19 protein-coding genes and 1 pseudogene are annotated in these 22,092 nt (G+C 70.1%); 9 read left to right on the forward strand and 11 right to left on the reverse strand.

From position 1 onward, the window contains the following. On the reverse strand, nucleotides 1-214 hold a 214-nt coding region (locus JWN68_RS17375; RefSeq protein WP_297741272.1), incomplete at its 3' end, for a hypothetical protein. 372 nt (nucleotides 215-586) lie between these two features. On the opposite strand from JWN68_RS17375, the pseudogene JWN68_RS17380 reads away from it, so the two are divergent. The 4 genes and pseudogenes from JWN68_RS17380 to JWN68_RS17395 form a co-directional block, all read left to right on the forward strand. Continuing rightward, nucleotides 587-880, forward strand: a pseudogene (locus JWN68_RS17380) (transposase); the annotation flags it as partial. After that, nucleotides 877-2,742 carry a transposase gene (locus JWN68_RS17385; RefSeq protein WP_297741274.1) on the forward strand — a complete coding sequence of 622 codons (1,866 nt, stop codon included), beginning with the start codon at nucleotides 877-879 and terminating at the stop codon, nucleotides 2,740-2,742. The pseudogene JWN68_RS17380 and the gene JWN68_RS17385, both read left to right, overlap by 4 nt. 3 nt (nucleotides 2,743-2,745) lie before the next feature. Then, nucleotides 2,746-2,910, forward strand: a complete 165-nt coding sequence (locus tag JWN68_RS17390) for a hypothetical protein (protein WP_297741276.1) — start codon at nucleotides 2,746-2,748, stop codon at nucleotides 2,908-2,910. Further along, complete coding sequence (locus tag JWN68_RS17395; protein ID WP_297741278.1) at nucleotides 2,907-3,410, forward strand: SigE family RNA polymerase sigma factor; 504 nt, start codon at nucleotides 2,907-2,909, stop codon at nucleotides 3,408-3,410. Before JWN68_RS17390 ends, JWN68_RS17395 begins: the two co-directional genes overlap by 4 nt. 111 nt (nucleotides 3,411-3,521) lie before the next feature. Here the strand turns inward: JWN68_RS17395 and JWN68_RS17400 are convergent, their stop codons facing one another. After that, nucleotides 3,522-3,878, reverse strand: coding sequence for a DUF3499 domain-containing protein (locus JWN68_RS17400; RefSeq protein ID WP_297741280.1), 357 nt, complete (start codon nucleotides 3,876-3,878; stop codon nucleotides 3,522-3,524). Nucleotides 3,879-3,928: 50 nt separating this feature from the next. Here JWN68_RS17400 and JWN68_RS17405 point away from each other — a divergent pair, with 50 nt between their 5' ends. After that, the gene (locus JWN68_RS17405; protein WP_297741282.1) at nucleotides 3,929-4,354 is read left to right on the forward strand and encodes a metallopeptidase family protein; all 426 of its coding nucleotides are present in this window, start codon (nucleotides 3,929-3,931) and stop codon (nucleotides 4,352-4,354) included. A gap of 8 nt (nucleotides 4,355-4,362) precedes the next feature. Here the strand turns inward: JWN68_RS17405 and JWN68_RS17410 are convergent, their stop codons facing one another. The 3 genes from JWN68_RS17410 to JWN68_RS17420 all read right to left on the reverse strand — a co-directional run bounded on the left by JWN68_RS17410 (nucleotide 4,363) and on the right by JWN68_RS17420 (nucleotide 8,992). Next, a complete protein-coding gene (locus JWN68_RS17410) occupies nucleotides 4,363-5,742 on the reverse strand; it encodes a DUF5719 family protein (protein ID WP_297741284.1) in 1,380 nt (459 codons plus the stop codon). Then, complete coding sequence (locus tag JWN68_RS17415; RefSeq protein ID WP_297741286.1) at nucleotides 5,735-8,617, reverse strand: glycosyltransferase family 2 protein; 2,883 nt, start codon at nucleotides 8,615-8,617, stop codon at nucleotides 5,735-5,737. The genes JWN68_RS17410 and JWN68_RS17415 overlap by 8 nt, the downstream gene beginning before the upstream one ends. Nucleotides 8,618-8,734: 117 nt before the next feature. After that, nucleotides 8,735-8,992: a WhiB family transcriptional regulator gene (locus tag JWN68_RS17420; RefSeq protein ID WP_108343836.1), complete on the reverse strand. Its 258-nt coding sequence runs from the start codon at nucleotides 8,990-8,992 to the stop codon at nucleotides 8,735-8,737. Nucleotides 8,993-9,162: 170 nt separating this feature from the next. Here JWN68_RS17420 and cofD point away from each other — a divergent pair, with 170 nt between their 5' ends. From cofD to JWN68_RS17435, 3 genes are all read left to right on the forward strand, one after another. Beyond that, nucleotides 9,163-10,179: a 2-phospho-L-lactate transferase gene (gene cofD / locus JWN68_RS17425; RefSeq protein WP_297741291.1), complete on the forward strand. Its 1,017-nt coding sequence runs from the start codon at nucleotides 9,163-9,165 to the stop codon at nucleotides 10,177-10,179. Further along, nucleotides 10,176-11,186, forward strand: a complete 1,011-nt coding sequence (gene cofE, locus JWN68_RS17430; RefSeq protein WP_297741293.1) for a coenzyme F420-0:L-glutamate ligase — start codon at nucleotides 10,176-10,178, stop codon at nucleotides 11,184-11,186. The genes cofD and cofE overlap by 4 nt, the downstream gene beginning before the upstream one ends. A 63-nt stretch (nucleotides 11,187-11,249) precedes the next feature. Continuing rightward, complete coding sequence (locus JWN68_RS17435) at nucleotides 11,250-11,987, forward strand: DUF3105 domain-containing protein (protein WP_297741295.1); 738 nt, start codon at nucleotides 11,250-11,252, stop codon at nucleotides 11,985-11,987. Nucleotides 11,988-12,005: 18 nt separating this feature from the next. On the opposite strand, the gene JWN68_RS17440 is transcribed toward JWN68_RS17435, so the two are convergent. Further along, nucleotides 12,006-13,133: a sugar phosphate nucleotidyltransferase gene (locus JWN68_RS17440; RefSeq protein WP_297741297.1), complete on the reverse strand. Its 1,128-nt coding sequence runs from the start codon at nucleotides 13,131-13,133 to the stop codon at nucleotides 12,006-12,008. A gap of 58 nt (nucleotides 13,134-13,191) precedes the next feature. On the opposite strand from JWN68_RS17440, the gene JWN68_RS17445 reads away from it, so the two are divergent. Next, entirely contained in the window at nucleotides 13,192-13,908 is a 717-nt protein-coding gene (locus JWN68_RS17445; protein ID WP_297741299.1) for a TIGR03089 family protein, read from the forward strand. Nucleotides 13,909-13,921: 13 nt separating this feature from the next. Here the strand turns inward: JWN68_RS17445 and JWN68_RS17450 are convergent, their stop codons facing one another. From JWN68_RS17450 to glf, 5 genes are all read right to left on the reverse strand, one after another. Further along, nucleotides 13,922-16,630 (reverse strand): FG-GAP-like repeat-containing protein, encoded by a 2,709-nt coding sequence (locus tag JWN68_RS17450; protein WP_297741301.1) that lies wholly within the window; start codon nucleotides 16,628-16,630, stop codon nucleotides 13,922-13,924. Between the two features lie 415 nt (nucleotides 16,631-17,045). Continuing rightward, on the reverse strand, nucleotides 17,046-17,825 hold the full coding sequence (locus JWN68_RS17455; RefSeq protein ID WP_297741303.1) for an ABC transporter ATP-binding protein: 780 nt from the start codon (nucleotides 17,823-17,825) through the stop codon (nucleotides 17,046-17,048). Between the two features lie 70 nt (nucleotides 17,826-17,895). Next, complete coding sequence (locus JWN68_RS17460) at nucleotides 17,896-18,813, reverse strand: ABC transporter permease (protein ID WP_297741305.1); 918 nt, start codon at nucleotides 18,811-18,813, stop codon at nucleotides 17,896-17,898. Further along, nucleotides 18,810-20,879 (reverse strand): glycosyltransferase, encoded by a 2,070-nt coding sequence (locus JWN68_RS17465; RefSeq protein ID WP_297741307.1) that lies wholly within the window; start codon nucleotides 20,877-20,879, stop codon nucleotides 18,810-18,812. The genes JWN68_RS17460 and JWN68_RS17465 overlap by 4 nt, the downstream gene beginning before the upstream one ends. Beyond that, on the reverse strand, nucleotides 20,876-22,081 hold the full coding sequence (gene glf, locus JWN68_RS17470; protein WP_297741309.1) for a UDP-galactopyranose mutase: 1,206 nt from the start codon (nucleotides 22,079-22,081) through the stop codon (nucleotides 20,876-20,878). The genes JWN68_RS17465 and glf overlap by 4 nt, the downstream gene beginning before the upstream one ends. Nucleotides 22,082-22,092 lie beyond the last annotated feature (11 nt).

Below are 22,092 nucleotides of genomic sequence, written 5' to 3' on the forward strand. Positions count from 1 at the left end.
TCGCGTCGGCGGACAGGTGGGCGTGCAGCACGATCTGCGTCGTTGTCGGTCGCTTCGACGTCGGCTGCGCGTCGGCCCCGGTGTCGTCGAAGCCGAACGCCAGCTGGCGGCGGGCCAGGTCGCCCAGGGCGGTGGCGCGGCGTCCGGCCCGCATCGCGGCCAGCACCTCGGCCGGAGTGTCCGGCAGAGTCACGGTGGTGGCGGTCGCTGTCATGGGACAACTCAAGCAGGGACCACCGACATTTAGGTTGGCAGCACGGTCTGCGGGCGGCTCCAGGCCACCGACCGGGACACGTTGTGATCTCTGTTCATTGAGTGGGTCGCCCGCAGGCTGGTGTTGGTCGACGCGGTGTTCCTGTTCGGGAACTTGGAGCCCTTGACCGATTGGTCGTGGGACTTCGGTTTAGAGAATGTCTGGACCGTAGCCGTGCCGCTCAGTCACTCCTTGATCGATCACATGACTGACGGGAGCAGAAGTGATGGCGAGGACGTTGGGTATCGATGTCGCGTGCCGGGCCGATCATCAGGCCACCTTCGCGGTGGACGGACGCCCGGTGTGGCGCGGTAGAAGGTTCCGGTCCTCGAGCACGGACTGGACCGTCTGTGGGCCGACCTGGGCGCGGATGATGCTGGCGAGCTGAGCGTGGTCCTGGAGCCGACCCGCAACGCGTGGCTGGTGCTGGCGCAGTGGTTCCGCCGGCGCGGTGCGCGGGTGGTGATGGTCCCGACCACGCAGTCTGCGGACCTGCGCAGGTATTACTCCAAGCACACGAAGAACGACCGCCTCGACTCCGAGGTGCTGGCCCGGTTGCCGTTGCTGCACCCCGAAGGGCTGCGCGAGTTCAACGGCAACTCGAGCGCGGACCCGTTGCGGGGTTGACCAAGCAGCGCTCCACGCTGGTCAAGCGCCGCACCGCGGTCTACTCCCGACTCGACGCGCTGATCGAGCTCCTCGGCCCGGCCTGGTACGACGTGCTGGGGACTGACTACTCCAAGTCCGGGCTCGCGTTCCTGGCCCGCTATGCCGACCCGCAGGCCGTGCTCCGCCTGGGCGAGGCCCGGCTGTCGCGGTTCCTGCAGGCCCGATCGCGTGGCCAGTACGGACCCGCACCCGCGAAGGCGCTGATCGCCGCCGCCAGGGAGACCTTGGCGTTGTGGGGCCCTGAGGGGATGGATTGGGGCGAGCTCGCGGCCGACATCGCGGTCGAGGCCGAGCAGGCGATCTTCTTGTCCGCCCAGATCAAGGACATCGATGAGCGACTTGCGAACCTCTACGCCGAAGCTGACCCTGAGGGGATCGTGGCAACAGCACCTGGCGTCGGGCCTGTCATCAGCGCGGTGATCGCCGGCCGGCTCGGCGACCCGCACCGGTTCACCAGCCTGGCCGCGATCCGCGCCTACTCCGGACTGGTGCCCCAGGTGAACCAGTCCGGTGTCGGAGAAACCCACGGCGGGATCACCAAGGCCGGCGACCCGCTGCTGCGCGAGATGCTGTTCATGGCCGCCGACCACGCCCGCCTTGTCGATCCTCAGCTCGCTGCGAAGTACGTCCGGCTGATGTCTGGTGACCGGCACCGCGACTCCGCGATCTGTCACCTGGCGGCCGACCTGTTGACTCCGATCGCCGCCTGCATGCGGACCGGTCAGCCCTACGTCATCCGTCACGTCGATGGCCGAGAAATCAGCGAGACCGAAGGCAAGGCCATCGTCAAGGCTCGCTACAAGGTCGACCCGAAACGACGCGACAAGCGCGGCACACCGCCGACTACGCGATCGCCGCAAGCAGGCGACAGGCCGGGAGTCACAGAAGTCGCTCGGCGCTCCAACATCCCGACCTGTCCCCGCCAGCATAAATCCACCCCAAGTGGCTTGAAGATCCTTAGGAACTCAATGGAGCCCCGAAATCAGCCGCATCCGGCGTCCGGGGAAAGTCCTTCGAGGAACTCTCACGACCCTACGACTGGACGTCCCGACCGTTGCAGCCGATCGCCCTCGCAGGCGTATTTGTCCATGACAGCATCAGCACGAACGGGGAGACGACGTGGATCTCAAGGAACGCTTCGACCAGGCACTGGACGGCGGGCCGCCGCACGCCCCGATCGAGGCGCGGTTGATTGCCGGGCGCCGCGCGGTCCGCAGGCGGCGTACGGCGATGGGCGCAACCGCGCGTGTGATGCTGACCATCGTCGGCGGGATCGGATGGGCGGGCGTCCCCGGCACGGGGAGTGCCGTCGACCAGTCCCGGATCCCCGATCGGACCGAGGCGGCGACGTCCACCCCGAGCTCGCCGACAACCTCGAAGGCGGCCATCCCGGCCGAGATCCCGCCGATCCTCGACTACGACCTCGACTCCGGTCACCTGACGACGGTCATCAGCTCCGACACCAGCTCCGGGAAGATGGCGACAGCGGCCGGGATCGTCATCGAGCGCTACCTCGACAATCCAGTGGAGCCGACGGGGTCCTGTCGACCGCTGCCGTGGTGACACTGCAAGGAGAGCCTTGGTGGGCTCTGGCGGCGGTGCTGCCCGGCAGGTCCAGCTGGAGCGCCCAAGTCCCGGCCATCGTCAACCGGACCTTCGAGCAGTGGGTCCACGAGATCGCCGTCCTGAACACGGCTCCGATGTTCACCGACGGCGAGCCTCCCGGATGGGTCACGCTTAGTGGCGACGGGCGGTTGACGGCGCACCAGGGTGCCTCGATCCTCGAGCAGACCAGTCAGGGCGGGGGCGACCAGGCGTAGGGCGTGAGTGCCATCATCGAGGTCGACGGCGCCCGGCTCTGCGTGACCGCCCGCATCGCTGACGCGGACCCCGAGGTCGTCTACTTGCCGGAGTCCCAGTTCCAAAGATGCGGCGACGCCTCCCTCGGCATCGACTGTCCCGGCCACTCCGAATCGCAGGCCCCATGAGGCGCAACGATCGCGAGGCGGCGTACACAGCCTTCGTCCTGGCCCGCCAGGACCATCTCCGGCGGATGGCGCTCGCACTGTGCGGCGACTGGCACGATGCTGATGACCTGCTCCAGACGGCGCTGATCAAGCTCTACGCCGCCTGGTCCCGCGTCGCGAAGGACGGCAATCCGGAGGCGTACGTCCGCCGCATCCTGGTCCACGCCAACATCGACGCGCACCGCACGCGGCAACGCGGGGTCCGGACCGTCTCCCTGGACTCCGGCGCGGAGGTGCCGGGTCGAGAACGGCTCGGCAGCGACGAGCAGTCCGCGCTCATCGAGGCCGTCCAGTCGCTGCCGGAGGTACAGCGCAAGCTCGTCGTGCCCCGGCACTGGCTGGGTCTCGACGTCCGCGAGACGGCTCGTGAGCTCAACCTGGCCGAGGGGACGGTGAAGAGCCACAGCTCGAGAGGGCTGGCCGCCCTGCAGCTGGCACTCGGGGATCAGCAGGTGGTCTGAGGCCCGCAGGGACCAGGCCTGTCACACCTCGGCGACCCGCGGCGGCCGCAACGCGACGACGAGGGCCCAGACCCACCCGATGACGGTCCAGCCGACATCTGGCTCGTGCCCTCAGTCCGAGGTGAGGACCCGCAGGTGCCCGCGCTTCTCGCCGCGCCGCGGGTCGTCGGTCGAGTGGATCGGCGCGGGCCGCTCAGGTGGCCGAGCGGCCTCGCGGACGGCGTCGGCGAGGGCCAGCAGGTCGTCCGAGCTCGGTCCCCGGGAGGACTTGTCCGCGGCGAGCCGCAGCACCTCCCAGCCACGCGGGGCGGAGAGCCGCTCGCTGTGGATGTCGCACAGGTCGTAGGCGTGCGGTTCGGCGTACGTCGAGAGCGGCCCCAGGACAGCGGTCTGGTCGGCGTAGACGTAGGTCAGCGTGTTCATGGCGCTGCGCCCGCAGGCGGTGCGCGAACAGCGACGGAGACTCACGCGCCAGACGCTACCCGTGAGGACTGCGTCGTCGGTTTAGGCTCGCGGTCGTGAACCAGTCCAAGCGGTCGACCCGGGACCGCCGCGGGCGTGGCATGCGCGGGCCCGGCATCGTGCCGCGAGATCCCGGGACGCCCGAGCGCCCGAGCCGCCGCGAGCGCTTCGACCGCCTCGTGCTCGACACCGTCACCGAGATCGACGCGCGTTGGCACCGCGAGCTCGGGCTGGTCGAGTATGCCGTCGAGGACACCCCGCTGCTCCCCGACGACTGGGGCGAGGAGACGGTCCCGCTCTCGTCGCTGATCCGGGGCACTGGTGGTGATCCGAGCCGGCTGGTGCTGTTCCGGCGACCGATCGAGCACCGCTGCGAGTCTCGCACCGAGCTCGACGCACTCGTCCTGACCGTGGTCGTCGAGCAGGTCGCAGAGCTGCTGGGACGGGAGCCCGAGGAGATCGACCCGAGGTACGACGACTAGCACGACCTCTAACGAAGGGCCGGCCGCACGTCGGGCACCCGGGCGTCGACGACCAGCTCGGAGAGCGGGAGGACCGCGAGCCCGGGCGGGCCGACCTCGACCGCGGCGATGATGCTGGAGCGCTGGACGCTCAGGTCGAGCAGCGCGCCGTCGGAGGGGAGCTTGATGCGGGTGCCGACCCCCGGGGTGAGCTCGACGCGCTCGCGAGCAATCTCCGCGCCGTCCTCGTCGCGCACCACGTAGGTCGCCACCCCGACGCCGTCGGCCCCGCCGAGCACCAGGCGCGAGGGTCCGCTCGGCAGGGAGAGCGCCGCCCGCTCCACGATCCGCCCGCCGGCCACGGCGTGGGACACGTCGCCCCTCGCCACGGTGCGCAGTCCGGCCGTCACGGGCGTGGTGGCGTCGAGCACCAGCCCCGTCGCACCCTGCGTCGCTCTGTCGGCCAGGAGCTCGGTCAGGTCGACGGTCTTCGTGGAGTGCGGCGGCACCCGGATCTCGTCCAGGTCAGCAGGAGCGAACTGGCTCTCCTTGGTGATCACCTCGATACCCACGCGCGCCTCGCTGTCCCCGGGGTTGGCCACGACGAGCGTACGGTCACCGGACTTCCCGCCGAGTCCGAGCAGGTATGCCGACGTGTCCGGCTCGCCCTGGGCGGGCAGCCAGTCCCGGGTACGGACGCCGCGACCGACCTCGTCCACCTCGTCGACGACGTGGACGCCGAGCCGGCCCCTCGACACCAGCACCTGCAGGGCGAGCTCGTCGCGCGACGGCACGACCTCGGACAGGTCGAACCGCAAGGTCCGTCCGCCCGGCACCGTGACGCCGCGGAGGGCCGGGACCTCCAGCGGCCCGTCCGGACCGAGCACCGTGACGTCGGCCACCGCCGGCCCGCCGTCGGGGTTGACCAGCTCGAGGGTCGAGGAGTGCTCAGCAGCGGCACCGACCCCGGTGAACCACTGCTCGGGCTGCGGTGCCGCGCAGGCAGTGGCGGCGCGGTCGCCATACCGCGTGCCGACGAGTCCGGCCGCGAGCTCACCCTCGGCCTGGGCGACGTAGGACGCCTTCAGCCCGGTCCGAGCCGTGCCGTCGATGGCCTGGGTCTCGTCGGCCCGGAGGCGGATCTCGAGCTCGCCCCGCACGCCGTCGGCGTTGGCGAGGGCGACGGTGCCGGTGCGGGGGACGGCGCTGGGGCAGACCAGCGTGGTGCGCGAGAGGGGCGCCGCCGTGGGCGGGAGCAGCACCGGCGGTTCGTCGACGGGCCGCACCAGGGCGAGCGCAGCCACCGTCAGCACGGGCAGCAGCACGGCAAGCACCTCGAGGGGTCCGAAGCGGGCGATCCGCACCCGGCCCGAACGACGTCCGGACGCCCCGGTGGCCGGCTCAGTCATCGCGGCCCTTCCTGAGCGTGGGCGCGGCCAGCACGAGCGCGACCAGGATGGCCAGGCCCTGCAGGACCAGCAGCACGGTGCGGAAGGCGCTGGTGCGACTCTCGACGTCGTCGGCCGCCAACGGGCGGTCCACCCGCCAGGCGCGGGTCGAGCGGTTCTCGGCGCTGGCCTGGTCGAGGCCGGCCGTGGCGTCCAGGGCCGCGGCGATGGTGCCGTCGGCCGGGGACGGAAGCACGACGTATTCGATCCCGGCGTCCCCCAGCGACTTGACGACGTTCGAGGTCGGCGACGAGACGAGGGCGCGCACGGCGGCGTCGAAGTCCCCGTCGACGTCGGAGAGCGCGAGGACCTCGTCCTCGCCGAGCGTGATCCCGTCGCCGCGGCGGATGCCGTAGTCGATGCCGCGATCGATCGAGCCGCGGACCACGAGCACGCCGTGCTCGTCGCCGAGCTGGGAGCTCTGCTCCATGTAGGCGGGGACGACCGCCTGCTCCGTGCGGGTGAGGGCGTCGTCATGGTCGGCCAGCCACCAGACCAGGCCGCCGAAGGGCACCACGGCGGCGGCGACAGCGAGCAGGCCCGCAGCGGCGCGCTGCCACAGCGGGTGCGCGGAACCCGCTCGGAGCCGGCGCGCGTAGGCCGCCGCTCCGAGCACCGAGGCGATGACTGCCACCCCCTGCAGGATCACCACGAACAGGCCGAGGCTCGGTCGGGTCACGGCCGCGGGCAACGACAGCGTCACCCACGCCAGGCCCGCAGCCACGACGGCGGCAGCGAGGGCGACCAGCCAGCAGATGGTCACCGGCACGCGGGTCGATCGTGGGACCAGGGCCAGCACGGCGAGTACGGCGAGCAGTGCACCGATCCACCAGGGTGCACCCACGTCGCCGAGCCGACCCGTGATCAACCCGACGAAGTCGACCTGGTCACCGGGAAGCCGGCCGGCCTCCAGGAGCAGCCCCGGTGCGGAACCGGTGGTGACGAGGGGAATCGACCACGGTGCGAGAAGGACCGGGACGGCGAGCAGGCTCACCACGGGCGGAGCCCAGGCGGATCGGTCCTTGAGCAGCCGCGGTGCGACGAAGACTGCTGCGCCGAACACGATGGCAGCCGCGAACAGGGCGAACAGCCACAGTCCCGGCACGAACGCCGCACTCAGCGCGACCAGCAAGGCAGTGCGCCACGCCGCGCGCCAGCGGCCGTCGGGCTCCGGGTCGGCGAAGCCCAGGGCAGCACGGGCCGCCCAGGGCAGCAGCGCGGCCACGGCCACGGTGCCGAAGCGGCCTTCGCCCCAGGCGCCGGACGTGGCCGGGACCAGTCCATAGGTGACGGCCCCCCACACGTGCACGCCCCGGGGCAGGTCGCGGGTGTCCACGAGGTGGGCGACGACGTTCAGCAGCCGCCACGCGCCCCAGGCCCCGAAGGGAACCGCGAGGAGCATCAGCGCCGAGATCACCGCTCCGGTGCTACCGCCCAGGAGGGTGCCGAGCAGCGCGAAGGCCAGGACGTAGGCAGGCGCGGGAACGTCGGTGCCGGTGCCCAGGGGGTGCCTGCTCTCGGCGTGCAGGCGCCACCAGTCCGCGACCTCGCCCGGCACCGGCGACAGCGCGCCTCCGGTGATCGAGCCGAAGGCGGAACGCGCCGCGACGATCGCGAGGAGGCCGAAGATGGTCAGGGACATGGCGACCGGGCTCGTCACGAACCGCGCGACGAAACCCGAGTCCTGGAGGAAGTCCTCCTCCTCGTCGCTGCTCGTTCGCGGTCCCCGCTCGTCCTTGGCCGGCTCGGCGGCGGCCAGCTTGGCCGCGCGCCGGCGTTCGGCAACGTCTGCGGCCTGGCTGGTGGCGGCTGCGGTCAGGTCGGTCACGAAGTCCAGGCCGTGCCGGTAGGGCACCCAGGCGGGGGCGAGCAGCCTGCGCACGTCGACCGGATCGTCCACCCGTCGCTCGGCGCGGGCCCTCCGGGCCGCGAGCAGGTGACCGGGCCGGGAGTAGACGGACACGACGGCGCCGAGCTCGTCGAACGCCTCGCCGACCGAGCGCACGACGAGGAACCCGATCACGCGCAGCATCGACCCGAGGAACAGGCGGACGAGCTGCCACGGCAGCCTGCGCGTCGGGGCGTTGGCCAGCAGCGTGAAGAGGGCTGCCCGCCGCTGCTGGTAGTGGGTGTGCGTGCCCGTCAATGTCGTGCGCCGGGCCCCACGGTGGGCGGCCTCGGCGTGGAAGACGACCGCCTGCGGGATCACCATCGTCTGGTGGCCCGCCTCGGCGGCGCGCCAGCCGAAGTCGATGTCGTTGCCGAAGATCGGCAGCTCGTCGTCGAAGCCACCGAGCTCCTCGAGCACCCTGCGACGTACGAGCATCCCGGCCGTGTTGACCGCGAGCACCTCGCGGGCCTCGTCGTGCTGGCCCTGGTCGTACTCGCCCCGCTCCAGCCCGGTCTCCCGACGACCGGTGCCGCTGATGGTCAGCCCGACCTCCAGCAGTCGCCGCAGCGAGGGCCATTCGCGGAGCTTGGGACCGAAGATGTCGGCCCCGGGATATTCCTCGATGGCCAGGGTCAGCGCCAGCAACGCGTCCGGGTGCGGGTTGGCGTCGTCGTGCAGGAGCCAGATCCACTCGTCGTCCGAGGCGCGCGGCGCGAGGGCCGCGAGCCCGGCGCGGACGGCCTCCGGATAGGTGGTGGAGCTGTCGACCACGTGGAGGCAGTCCTCGCCCCACGCTCGGGCGACGAGGTCGGCGCTCGTGTCGCCGCTGCCGGTGTCGACGGCGACGAAGGCGTCGACACGCCGGTGCTGGGCAGCCACTCCTGCCAGGACCGCCGGCAGCCACCTCGCCCCGTCATGGCTGACGAGAAGGGCGGTGACGGTCACCGCAGCACCCTAGCCATCCCCCGGGCGACCCCCGAAATGGAGCCGAAATGCAGTCGTCCCGGGTCGCAGGCGACCCGGGACGTGACTGCGTGCTGGTGCTGCGTGGGGTGGTGCGGCTCAGACGGCCCGCTTCTTCAGCTTGCGGCGCTCCCGCTCGGACAGGCCGCCCCAGATGCCGAAGCGCTCGTCGTTGCTGAGCGCGGACTCGAGACAGTCGTTGCGGACCTCGCACGTCAGGCAGACCTTCTTCGCCTCGCGCGTGGATCCGCCCTTCTCGGGAAAGAAGGCTTCGGGGTCGGTCTGCGCGCAGAGAGCGCGGTCCTGCCAGCCCATGTCTTCGGCGTCCGGCTCAAGGAGAAACAGTTCTGCTCTCATGGCTTTCGCCCTTTCGACCCGGTGATGTGGTGCGAGTGCTGAACGGTGTGAACAACACTGTGGGAATTACATGCCTGTCGTACCCGTAAGTCAAGCCCGGATCTGATATGGCCCCATCGGTCCGCGGACGGCGAGCAGCGGTCGAATGTGGGGTAGGGCAGGCTGTCCGCATGCAGAAGATCACGGTCCTGTCCGGCGGGGTGGGTGGAGCCAGGTTCATCCAGGGGCTGCTGCACGGGATCGCCCGCGGCTCGTTGCCCGGCATTGCGGCCGATGCGGAGGTCACGGTCATCGCCAACACGGCGGACGACCTGTGGATCCACGGCCTCAAGGTCTGCCCCGACCTCGACACCGTCATGTACACCCTCGGGGACGGCATCGACACCGAGCGCGGGTGGGGCCGTCGCGAGGAGACCTGGAGCGCGAAGACCGAGCTCGCGCTGTACGGCGTCGAGCCGACCTGGTTCGGGCTGGGTGACCGCGACATCGCGACCCACCTGGTCCGCACCCAGATGCTCGAGTCCGGCTACCCGCTGTCCGAGGTCACGGCTGCGCTGTGCCGGCGGTGGAGCCAGGCGGACTCCTGGGGCGGAGTGCGGCTGCTGCCGATGACCGATGACAGGGTCGAGACGCATGTCGCAGTCGCCGACCTCGAGGAACCGAGCGGCAGGCGCGTCATCCACTTCCAGGAGTACTGGGTGCGCCTGCGTGCCGAGGTCCCGGCGGAGGCACTCGTCTTCGTGGGGCTGGAGCAGTCGACGCCCGCGCCCGGGGTGCTGGACGCGATCGCCGAGGCTGATCTCGTCATCCTGCCGCCGTCCAACCCCGTGGTCTCGGTGGGCACGATCCTGGGGGTCCCCGGCATCCGCGAGGCGCTGGCCGGCACGGCTGCTCCGGTCGTGGGTCTCTCCCCCATCGTCGCCGACACCCACGTCCACGGGATGGCGAAACAGATGCTCGACGCCATCGGCGTGGACGTCACGGCGGCCGCCGTCGCCCTCCACTACGGCTCGCGCGCCGCAGGTGGGGTGCTCGACGGGTGGCTCGTGGACGGTTCCGACAGCTCCCACGTCGCCGCGGTCGAGTCCGCGGGGATCGCCTGCGCCGCAGTGCCGCTGATGATGACCGACCACGACGCGACGGCAGCGATGGCGGCCGCTGCGATCGACCTGGTCCGGCCGGCGTGACCATCGGCCCTTCCTCCGGCGGTAACCGGCTCGACGTCACGGCGCCCGACGGCCTGCCCGAGATCACGCCCGGGTCCGACCTCGCCTCGCTGATCACCGAGGCCCTGGTGCTGGCTGACGGAGACATCGTGGTCGTCACGAGCAAGGTCGTCAGCAAGGCGGAGGGCCGGGTGCGCTCCGGCGACCGCGACGACGCGCTGGCGGAGGAGACTCGACGGGTCGTCGCGCGCCGGGGGCCCACGACGATCGTGCGCACCCGGCTCGGCCTGACGATGGCCGCCGCCGGGATCGACGCGTCGAACGTCGAGGCGGGCTCCATCGTGCTGCTGCCACTCGACCCGGACGCCAGCGCCCGAGCCCTGCGCGCCCGGCTGCACGACCTCACCGGCACCCGGGTCGGTGTGATCGTCACCGACACCGCGGGACGCGCGTGGCGCGACGGCCAGACCGACATCGCCGTCGGGGCCGCCGGCCTCCGCGTCGCCGAGGACTACGCCGGGCAGGTGGACGCCCACGGCAACGACCTCGTCGTCACCCTGCCGGCCGTGGCCGACGAGATCGCCGGGGCAGCCGACCTGGTGCAGGGCAAGCTGAGCGGCCGGCCGGTCGCCGTCGTCCGCGGCCGGGGCGACCTCGTGCTGCCCATCGACGACGACGGAGCAGGAGCGGCCTCGCTCATCCGTCCCGAGGGTGCCGATCTCTTCGGGTACGGCGCACGCGAGGCCGTGATCCGGGCACTGGCCGGGCACGAGGCGGACCGGTCGCCCTTCGGCGCGTCTGTCGAGGTCAGCGAGCTGGTGGAGGCCGTTGGTCGCGTGCACGCCACCGGACGGATCGGCACCGTCGCTCTCGACGGGGAGGGCCCTGCGGCGTACGACCTGGAGATCAGCGGGCGGCCGGAGCGCGTGGTCGTCGAGGCCGTCTGCTTCGCCCACGGCTGGCGGGTGCTGGACTGGCGAGCCGGCGAATCGGGAGTCTCGACTCGCGTCGTCGCGGCCACTCCGTAGACTCTGCCCCCGACCCCGCCTGTTGACAGGGCGAGCCCACCGACTTCGAGAGACTCACACGCTGTGGCCAAGAAGGAACGGACCGACCGCCAGGCGGTCATCGACTCCATCCGCAACAAGCAGAAGGGCGCCGAGAAACGGCGAGGCTTCGCGATCGTCGGCGTCTGCCTCACCATCGCCCTGCTGATCGTGGCGGCTGCCGCCTACCAGCCCATCAAGGACTGGTACGACCTGCGCGCCTTCTCGTCGAAGTCCCTCGACGAGATCGGCGCATCCGCCGAGGCGTGCAGCGAGGTCACCACCAAGAAGGCGAACGGCACCCAGGACCACGTCCCGCCCGGGACCCCCATCGCCTACGAGGACTCTCCCCCGGCCTTCGGCCAGCACTACGACGCGCCAGCGACGATGGAGCGCAAGCTGTACGCCGCCTCGGACCGTCCCGACGTCGGCGAGCTCGTGCACAACCTCGAGCACGGCTACACGATCCTCTGGTACGACAAGACGGTCGCGGCCGACGACGCCATGATGGACGACCTGCGCGGCATTGCCGACAAGCTGCAGGGCACCTCGAACTTCCGCGACAAGTTCATCGCGGCGCCCTGGACCTCCGAGGACGGCGAGCCGTTCCCGGGCGGCGAGCACGTGGCCCTCACCCACTGGTCGGTCGGTGGCGCTGGAGAGACGGCCCCCGACAAGCAGGTCGGCGTCTTCCAGTACTGCTCGGCCCCCAGCGGTGCCGCGCTCGACGACTTCATGAAGAAGTACCCCTACCTCGACTCGCCGGAGCCCGGGGCCGCCTGACCTGACCCCGCTCGCACCTCAGACGAGGTGGTCGTGGCCGTCCTCCTTGAGGGCGGCCACGATCGATTTCACGTCCTGCGCCCGCTCCAGGGTGGTGACGAGGATGGCGTCACCGGTGTCCACCACGACCACGTCGTCGAGCCCCACGACTGCCACGACCCGGCCGCTGGCCGGCACGACGACACCCGACGCGTCGATGGCGCGGACGAGCCCCGCGTTGCCGAGCACGGTGATCGCGTCGCCGGTCCTGAGCAGGGCCTCGAGGGAGGCGAAGTCACCGATGTCGTCCCACCCGAAGGCGCCCGGCACCACCGCGACACGACCCGCCGCGGCAGCGGGCTCGGCGACGGCGTGGTCCACCGCGATCTTCGGCAGGCTCGGCCAGACGTCGCCCAGCGTCGACAGATCGGCGGCGATGCCTCGCAGAGCGGCGGTGAACTCCGGGTCCTGCTCGGCGAGGAGGTCCAGCAGCACCCCCGGGCGTACGACGAACATGCCGGCGTTCCAGCGGTAGCCGGCCGACACGTAGGAGGCGGCCACCGAGGCCGACGGCTTCTCGACGAACTCACGCACGGCGAAGACGCCGGGCACGTCGTCCAGCGCGTCACCGACGCTGATGTAGCCGAAGCCCGTTGCCGGGTGCGACGGTTCGATGCCGATCGTCACCAGCCACCCCGCCCGTGCCGCCTCGACCGCCGTGGCCGTGGCCGCGCGGAACGCCTCGTCGGCCGAGATGACGTGGTCGGCCGCGAAGGAGCCCATCACCGCATCGGGGTCGCGCGCCTCGATGAGCGCGGCGGCGAGGCCGATCGCCGCCATCGAGTCACGGGCGGACGGCTCCGCCACGACAGCATCCGGGCCGAGGGCACCGAGTTGGGCGACGACCGCGTCCCGGTGCGCCTGACCCGTGACGACGATCATCCGGTCGGCCACCAGCGGCACCAGGCGGTCGTACGTCGCCTGGATCAGCGTGCGCCCCGTGCCCGTGAGGTCGTGCAGGAACTTCGGTGAGGTCTGCCGAGACAACGGCCACAGCCGGGTGCCCGCCCCGCCCGCAGGGATCACGGCCCAGAAGCGGTCGAGCTCGTGAGAGAACTGGTCGGCACGGTTGGGCTCGCGGTTGGGCTCGCGGTTGGGCTCGCTCATGGGCGCGACAGTAGGCCACCGCCGAGACCCGCTGGGCCGCAACCCTAGGCTCGGGGCCGTGACGACCTTCCCGGCCGAGCTGGCCCGACAGCTGCGCGGCGACGCGTCGCGCCCGTTCATCACCTTCTACGACCACGCGACGGGCGAACGCGTCGAGCTGTCGCTCACGACCTACGCCAACTGGGTGGCCAAGGCTGCCGGTCTCCTCGTCGAGGAGGGCGAGCTCGAGCGCGGTATGAGCCTCCGCCTCGACCTCCCGACCCACTGGCTCGGGCCGGTGTTCCTGGGCGCCGCCTGGACGATCGGCCTGGCCGTCACCGCCGACGACGACCCCCATGCGGTCGTGTGCGGACCGGACACCTTGGCGTCCTGGAGCGAGCGCGCCGACGACCTGCCGGTCTTCGCCTGCAGCCTGCGGCCGCTCGGCGTGCGCTTCGACGAGCCCGTCCCACCCGGCGTGCACGACGTCGGCATCGAGGTGTGGACCCAACCCGACGCCTTCACCGCCTGGGACGCACCCACCGGGACGGACGTGGCCGTGGAGGCTCCCGGCAGCCGGCTGACGCAGGCCGACATGATGCAGGCGGCCGCCGCCGGGAGTGTCCTCACCGACGGCGGCCGTCTCTTCTCGGCGACGAACCCGGCTTCCCCACCGGGGATCGTCACCCTCACCGAGCCGCTCGCACTGGGCGGATCGCTGGTTCTTGTGCGGCACCTCGCGGCCGGCCAGTCGCAGTCGACGTACGACGCCGAACGCGCCACGCACCGGCTCTGAGTGCCGCTGTGCCTCAGCCGGCCAGGTCGTAGGCCCCCAGTCCCTCGCCGAGGAGACGCGGCGGCGCGACGCCGGATCGCGTGCCGGTGTAGACGTAGAGGTAGCCGGTGCTCGGTTGGCGTACGAGGTAGTCCCCGGTCCCCTTCGCCTTGATGTCGCTGACCGGGACCACCCAGTCGAAGGGCGTCAGGTCGGCGGGGAGGCCGGTCCGCGCGACCGTGCGACCGGCGACCGTCCGGCCGGCCGAGATCGCCGTCCCGGTGCCCGCGAACACGTTCAGGGCTCCGGAGAGGGTCCCGAGGAGGTCGGGGAAACCGTCGCCGGTGACATCGCCTGCGGCCGTGAGCCCCTCGACCGCGCTGAACCCGGTCCCCAGCGGGCTCGGGGCGGCCAATCGGCCGAGGTTGTTGCCCCGGTAGAGCAGCAGGCTGCCGTCAGCAGCGCGGGTGATCACGTCTCCGGCACCGTCCCGGTCCCAGTCGCCGGCGTTGATGATCGAGGTCGCACCCGCGAAGGACACCCCGGTGTCGATCGGCGCACCGAGGTCGAAGGTGCCCTTGTTGGGCACCACCACCAGGTCGTTGTCCTTGACGCCGATCATGTCCGGTGCGGCGTCGCCGACCAGGTTGCCCGCAGAGGTCAGGGACCGCAGTGCACGCACGTTGGCGGCGGGACCCATCGCCAGCGAGTAGGAGCCGTCGCCGTGCGCCGTGTGGATGAAGACCTTCCCCTTGGGCGTGCGGGCGACCAGGTCGCCGCGGCCGTCACCGTTGACGTCGGCACCACCCGTGACCCGGTTGTACGCCGACCAGGACCCGGGCACGGCCGTCCGGCCGCCGAAGGTGCCGGTTCCCGTGCCGGCGAACTGGAACAGACGTCCCTTGGTGTCCCGGGCGACGAGGTCGGGCGACCCGTCGCTGTTCTGGTCGCCGACGCCGATGAACTGGGTGTAGCTGCCCATGCCCTTGGCCAGGATGGAGCGCTTGAAGCCGCCCTTGGGCGTGCCGAGGAGTGCCACCATGCGGCCCTTGTAGCGGGCGACGAGGTCGTTGCGGCCGTCCTTGTTGATGTCGCCGACCGCGGTCATCAGGGTGTGGCCCTCCGTGGCCGTGATGACCTTGGACGTCGCCTTGAACTTCCCGTTGCCCTTGCCCGGACGGATCCGCAGCACGCCCTGCTCGCTGGTGGAGACGAGGTCCAGCACGCCGTCACCGGTCACGTCAGGCGTGATCAGCACCTCGGGCCGGTTGCTCCAGCCCTTGCGGGACACGACCGTGGCCTTGCTGAAGGAGGTGAGCCCGCCGGTCGGCAGGATCAGGCCCTGGCCGTCGCTGGCGCGACGGACGACCAGCTCCGGATATCCGGCACCGACCAGGTTGGACTGCGGCGCGGGGTCGGTGATCTCGAGCGGGGGTGCCGGCACCGGGGCGGGCGGCGGAGCCGGGGCCGCAGAGGAGGCGTAGGACCGGATGGTGGCCAGCTTGGCGTAGAGGTAGCGGCCCGGGCACGCCGTCGACCCGGCGTCGCGGTGGCCGTTGATGGCCGCGAAGGTCGACCGGCCGACCTGCTGCGACATGGAGTCGGGATTGACGCCGTTGAGGGCCAGCTTCCACTCGAACAGCGCTCCGTAGGAGCGCAGCATCACGTCAGGCGCGGCGACGACGTCGAAGTTGCCGATGGCCGACATCGCGAATGCGTAGTCGTTGTAGCCCAGGGTGTGCGCACCGACGACGTTCTTGTCGACGCCGCCGTAGCGACCCTCCCAGATGCGACCGAACCGGTCAACCAGGAAGTTGTAGCCGATGTCGCTCCAGCCGCGGGACTGCACGTGGTAGGCGTAGATGCTGCGCAGGATGCCGGGCACCTGGGCCTCGGTGTAGTCGTTGGCGTTGACCGTGTGGTGCACGAAGCCCGCGCTGACCGTGCCGTAGCGCAGTGCCGACTTGTTGCGCAGGGACTCGTTGGCGCCCCACTGGGCGCGCGAGTAGATGGTCGGCATGGGCGGTGTCGTCGCGGCCGAGCGCAGGGAGATCGCGCCCTCGCTGCGCTCCTCGAACTCCTCCTCCGGCGACGGTCCCTCGGCCGGAGCCTGCTTCTCGGTCTCCTCGGCGGTGCCCGGCGCGATCACGGCCAGCGTGAGGTCGCTGGGCAGCACGGCGGTGCTGCTCGTGTCGACGGCAGCCTTCACCTGGACCGAGTCGACGTCGCCCACGATGAGCGGGTCGGTGCCGGGACGCGCGTTCCGCGCTTCGGCGGTGCCCGCGTCGGGGGCGTGGTCGTCGTGGTACTCCAGCGGGGACCAGTCGGTCCACTCGTCGCCCTCGCGGGTCCGGACCTGGATCTCGATCCCGTCCTCGGCCACGTCCTGCCCGCCGGCCCAGGTGACCCCGACCGCGCCGTACCCGGTGACGACCTGCGGGCGGCTGGTGACCGTCGTGGCTGAGAGGGACTGGCGCTGGACCGTCGAGCCGGTGAGGGCGCGCGCGCTCCCGGCGAGGCTGGTGAGCGGCACCTCGGTCACCTCAGGCTCCACCGTCGAGGTGGGCACGGTGGCCGAGCTCAGCGCACCGCTCAGTGGCGCCGGGGAGCCGCCGGGACGCGAGGGCGCGCCGACGATGTCGAGGGACAGGACGCTGGCGGCAGGGGTGATGACGGCCAGGACCACACCGAGTGCCAGCAGCTGCTGACAGGCGGTGACGAAACGGGCTTGAACAGGACGCATATTTGGCTACTCCAGTGCGCGGGGAAGGTCACACGAGTAGCAAGGGTCACACCAGTCACAGGCGTTTGCTAGAGGATCTGAGTAACTACAACGTTGTAATTTCCAGTCGACACGCCGGTCACCATCCGAATTGTCAAGTTTCTGGGCACATAACCCCCGACTTTCGGGGTGAGCGCAGCGTTCCGACCCGCCCACGACCGTCGCAAGCACCCCCGACGCTCTCCACCTGGGCGTCCCCTGATGCCTCGGCTACTGATCCCCCGGCTACCCGGGGGAATCGAACGTTCCCGCGTGTTGCAACACACAGGAAGGTGACGGAACCCTCGCGAAGTCCCTCGCGGCGTACGCCGCAGCGTGCGCGCGCCCAAGTCGGGAGCGCGCCCACGGCCGGCCCCTCAGCCCCGGGCGAACCGGATCAGATGTCGGCGCCGAGCCCGTCGTCGGCGTTGCCACGACCGCGCTCGTCGTCGTCATCGTTGTATTCCAGGAAGGCGATGCCCTCGTCCACGTCACCGTCGAAGGCGAGCTTGCCGTGGTCGAGGACCAGGACGCGGCTGCACAGGTTGCGGACCGACCCCGGCGCGTGCGAGACGTAGAACATCGTGACGCCCGAGGCCACGATCTCGTCCATGCGCCTCTTGCACTTGCGCTTGAACGGCCGGTCCCCCACCGCGAGCGCCTCGTCGGCGATGAAGATGTCGGCATCGACGTTGATGGCCACCGCGAAGCCGAGTCGTGCCTTCATGCCGGAGCTGTAGTAGGCGACCTCGGTGTCGAGGAACTTGCCGAGATCGGCGAAGTCGACGATCTCGTCGAACTTGCGCAGCGTCTCGGCCCGGGACATGCCCAGGATCGCGGCGTTGAGGAAGAGGTTGTCGCGTCCGCTCAGCTGCGGGTCGAACCCGGCGCCGGTCGCGATCAGGCCGGCGATCCGGCCGCGGGTGAGCACCGACCCGGCGTCGGGCCGCATGACGCCGCTGACGAGCTTGAGCAGGGTGGACTTGCCGGAGCCGTTCAGCCCCATCAGACCGATCGACTCGCCCTCCTGCACCGTGAAGCTGACGTCGTCCACCGCGTTGAAGACGTCGTGGGTCTTGCGGCCTCGTGCCTTGGCCAGGACGATCTGCTTGAGGGAGCGCTGGTAGGACATCGTGAACGACTTGGTGGCGTTCTCCACCTGGATCATGGTCGTCATGCGAGGTCCCCGCGGAAGTATGGGCTGGAGGAGCGAAGCGGAGGAAGCTCGCAGTTTCGTGGGGTGCTCATCAGAGGCGCTCCGGCACGCGGGACTCGAGCCGGGAGAAGAGACGCTGCGCGAGCACCACGCAGACGAGCGCGACCATGGTCATGATGAGTCCGCGGGTGAAGAGGTGGTCGGGCAGGTGGATGCCCTCGGTGTACGCCGGGTCGCTGGTGGTGCCGGTCCAGAAGCCGCGCTGGATCAGCAGCACGGCCTCGGCCAACGGGTTGAAGAGGTAGTAGGACGCGACCGGCTCGCCGAAGCGGTCCTGCACCAACGTGTAGGGGTACATCATCGGCACGCTGAAGGTGACGAACTGGGTGAGCGTCTGGGCCACCTTGCCGAAGTCACGCATGAAGACGTTGGCGACACTGAAGACCAGCCCCAGCGCGAGTCCCAGCAGCGCGGTCAGGGTGAAGCCGAGGAGCGCTGCGGCCACGCCGACGACATCGGGCACCCAGCCCAGCAGCACACAGACGAACAGCAGGATGGCCAGCATCGGGATGGTGTGCCACGCCGCCACCAGCATCCGCGAGACGGGGAACATCTCGAGGGGCACGGGCAGCTTGGTGATCAGGGAACGGTTCTGGATCAGCGACTGGGTGCCGCCGTTGAAGGTCTCGGTGAAGAAGTGGACGATCACCATGCCGGCGAACAGGTGGACCGCGAAGTTCTCCATCCCGGCACCCCGGCCGATCATCACCTGGAACAGGAAGTAGAAGAGGCAGAAGCGGATCGCCGGCTGCAGGTAGCTCCACACCCAGCCGAGCACGGTCCCCTGGTAGCGCGACTGGATGGTGTTGCCCACCAGCATCCGCAGCAGGTAGCGACGACGGACCACCTCCGCGAGACCTGTGGCGGCCGGCGGGATGAGCGGAAGCGCCTCCAGCTCTGCCGGAGTGCTCCGTCTCTTGACCGTGGCTCCCGTGGGGGTGCTCGTCATGCGTGGGTGCCCTCCGGGGCCGAGCTCGCGACCGGGCTCTCGGGGGCCTGCTCCGCCATCTCCGTCATCCAGGGCTCGAAGGTCTTCTCCCACGCCTCCGGCGAGGTGATGTCTCCGAGGGCCGCGCGGTATTCCGCAGCGAGTCGCGGCCATTCACGCTGGAACTTCGCGTGGATGTCCACCGTGCGCTTCATCAGGTCGCGGAACTTGGCGGGGTCGCGTTCGTACAGCGCAGCAGAGCTGCCGTCCGGCATCGAGACGACCGCCGAGTCGTAGCGCGCGATGCGGTACCACTTGGCGTCCATGGCGGGGATCTCCGCCTCGGGGTTGGTGCGCGAGGTCGAGCGAGGGGTCTTGAGCTGCCGGAGCGGCATGGTGGCCGCGCGGATGAGCAGGGATGCGCGTCCGGGCACGCCGGAGTCGTCCTTGCCCTTGCGCGGCGGCTTGTGGCGGCGTACGGCGGGGAAGGTGTCCGGATCGGCCTGGAGCTGGGCATCGGTGAACTGCTTGCGGAAGGCGTTGACCTCCGCCAGCCGGGTCGGCAGCTTCTCGTGCAGGGCGTAGGGACCCGCCAGGACGTCCTCGAGCGCCATCAGTCGCAGCTCGACGGTGGAGTACTGCATCGAGACGAGGTGGGCGACTTGGTGGTTGAGGCTCTCGCGCACCATGCGTCCGCCGCGCTCGTAGGCCGAGTGCAGCAGCGCTGCCACGAAACGGTTGCGCTGGTGGAAGTAGGCCTGCCAGTCGAGCGCGTCGTTCTTGTCGGTCCACGGGATGTGCCAGACGGCGGCGCCGGGCATGGAGACCGTCGGGTAGCCCGCGGCCTTGGCACGCAGACCGAACTCGGAGTCGTCCCACTTCAGGAACAGCGGCAGGCTCAACCCGATCTCGTCGAGGACCCGACGGGGGATCAGGCACATGAACCAGCCGTTGAAGTCCACGTCGATGCGCTTGTGCAGCCAGCGCGTCGAGCGGAGGTTGCGGGCGCCGAAGTCCCAGTCCTGGAAGACGCCGGGTGCGGAGAGCCACCAGAAGCGCCACGGGTTGATGACCTCACCGAAGCTGTGCAGCCGGGTGCGGGCGTAGATGGAGAACATGTGTCCACCCACGATGGTGGGGCGGCGCGCCAGGTCACCGAAGGTCACGGACCGGATGATGCCCTCGGGCTCGCAGATGACGTCGTCGTCCATCATCATCGCGTAGGTGGCGGTGCCCTTGCGGACGGACTCGAGCTGGCCGCGGGCATAGCCGCCCGATCCACCGAGGTTGCCCTGCTCGATCACGCGCAGCTTGTCGCCGAGCGTCTTGGCAGCCGCCGGGTAGAACTCGGAGTCCTTCATCTTCTGCGTGCCCTGCTCCATGACCATGACCTCGTCGAGGTAGGGCCGGAGCTCCGGGGTGTCCGCGATCTGGCCGATCAGCTTGGCCACGAAGTCGGGACGGTTCATGGTGGTGATGCACACGTCGACGGTGCCGTGGACGGCCCGGTCCTCGGGCACCTCGGCGGTCCACTCGGCGGAGCGGACGACGACGTCCTGCTCACCGGCGACGACGTCGTACCAGTACCAGCCACCGTCGACGAACGGCTTCAGCGAGAGCTCGAAGGTGAAGCTGGAGGCGCTGTCGGAGCCCGTGGTCACCGTCTCGACCCGCTGCGATCGGCCGTTGGCCATCGAGCGGTAGACGGTCACCGTCGCGCCGGCGCCCTCGATGGTCAGCGTCAGGGTGACATCGGTGACGATGGTGTAGCGGCGCCAGTAGGAAGCCGGAAAGGCGTTGAAGTAGGAACCGAAGGAGATGCGCTGCTCGGCGGGCAGGAGCAGGGCCTCGCGGTCCAGGATCTGGTCGGGGTGGATCGCGGCACCGGTCGACAGCGACTGACGCATCTGCGCACTGTTGAGGTTCTGCGCGGCCCTGCTGGACCCGACCTCGTACTTGTCGGCGTCGAGGACGGCCGCCTCGGGATCGACGTAGAGGCGGAAGACGTCCGTGTCGCCGTCGATCGGCAGGACCTGCCGCTGCAGCAGGCGGGTCACCGTGGAGCCGGTCGTGGTTGCGCTCGTCATTCGTCCACTCCTCCGCTCGTGAGCGGCACTCCGTCGGAGAAGTGCGGCTTGAGCTTGTTGTCGAACATCGACAGCGCCGACCCGATGGCCATGTGCATGTCGAGGTACTTGTAGGTGCCGAGCCGACCACCGAAGAGCACCATCGGCTCCTTCTTGGCCAGGTCGCGGTACTTCAGCAGCTTGGCGCGGTCCTCGCTGGTGTTGATCGGGTAGTAGGGCTCGTCGTCGTCCTCGGCGAACCGGCTGTACTCGTGGACGATGATCGACTTGCCGGGGAGGTACGTGCGCTCGGGGTGCAGGTGCTTGAACTCCAGCACCCGCGTCCACGGGACATCCTGGTCGTTGGCGTTGACCACACCGGTGCCCTGGTAGTCGTCCACGTCGACGGTCTCCTGCTCGAGGTCGACGGTGCGCCACGACAGCCGTCCCTCGCAGTTGCCGAAGTATTCGTCGACAGGCCCGGTGTAGACGACGGGGACCTTGCCCTTGAACTCGTCCTGCCGAAAATCATCGGTGTCCGTGAACCAGTCAGTATTTGTCCGCACCTCGATGTTGGGGTGGTCGGCCATCCGCGTCAGCCACGCGGTGTAGCCGTCGACAGGCAGGCCCTCGTAGGTGTCGTTGAAGTAGCGGTTGTCGAAGGTGTAGCGCACCGGGAGGCGGGTGATGATGTCCGCGCTCAGCTCGGTGGGGTCGGTCTGCCACTGCTTGGCGGTGTAGCCCTTGACGAACGCCTCGTAGAGCGGGCGACCGATGAGGCTGATCGCCTTCTCCTCGAGGTTCTTGGCGTCCTTGGTGTCGATCTCGCTGGACTGCTCGGCGATCAGCGCGCGGGCCTCGTCGGGGCTGTGGGCCTTGCCGAAGAACTGGTTGATGAGCGCGAGGTTCATCGGGAACGAGTAGACCTGTCCCTGGTACTTCGCGAAGACCCGGTGCTGGTAGTTGGTGAAGTCGGTGAACCTGCGGACGTAGTCCCAGACCCTCTGGTTCGAGGTGTGGAACAGGTGGGTGCCGTACTTGTGGACCTCGATCCCCGTCTCCTCGTCGATCTCGCTGTAGGCGTTGCCACCGAGGTGGTAGCGCCGCTCGATGACGAGGACCCTGAGGCCGAGCTCGACGGCGCAGCGTTCGGCGATGGTGAGGCCGAAGAAGCCGGATCCGACGACGACGAGGTCAGGCTGAGGGTTGTGGCCCTGAGACAAGGGGATGACTC

Origin of the sequence: Nocardioides sp., from assembly GCF_025964975.1 — a bacterium.
Lineage (GTDB): Bacteria > Actinomycetota > Actinomycetes > Propionibacteriales > Nocardioidaceae > Nocardioides.

Excerpts from the sequence above, each read along its gene's own strand:
- JWN68_RS17395 (WP_297741278.1), top strand. The coding sequence starts at position 2,907 with ATGAGGCGCAACGATCGCGAGGCGGCGTACACAGCCTTCGTCCTGGCC.
- JWN68_RS17410 (WP_297741284.1), bottom strand. The coding sequence starts at position 5,742 with ATGACTGAGCCGGCCACCGGGGCGTCCGGACGTCGTTCGGGCCGGGTG.
- JWN68_RS17420 (WP_108343836.1), bottom strand. The coding sequence starts at position 8,992 with ATGAGAGCAGAACTGTTTCTCCTTGAGCCGGACGCCGAAGACATGGGC.
- cofD (WP_297741291.1), top strand. The coding sequence starts at position 9,163 with ATGCAGAAGATCACGGTCCTGTCCGGCGGGGTGGGTGGAGCCAGGTTC.
- JWN68_RS17440 (WP_297741297.1), bottom strand. The coding sequence starts at position 13,133 with ATGAGCGAGCCCAACCGCGAGCCCAACCGCGAGCCCAACCGTGCCGAC.
- JWN68_RS17450 (WP_297741301.1), bottom strand. The coding sequence starts at position 16,630 with ATGCGTCCTGTTCAAGCCCGTTTCGTCACCGCCTGTCAGCAGCTGCTG.
- JWN68_RS17455 (WP_297741303.1), bottom strand. The coding sequence starts at position 17,825 with ATGACGACCATGATCCAGGTGGAGAACGCCACCAAGTCGTTCACGATG.
- JWN68_RS17460 (WP_297741305.1), bottom strand. The coding sequence starts at position 18,813 with ATGACGAGCACCCCCACGGGAGCCACGGTCAAGAGACGGAGCACTCCG.
- JWN68_RS17465 (WP_297741307.1), bottom strand. The coding sequence starts at position 20,879 with ATGACGAGCGCAACCACGACCGGCTCCACGGTGACCCGCCTGCTGCAG.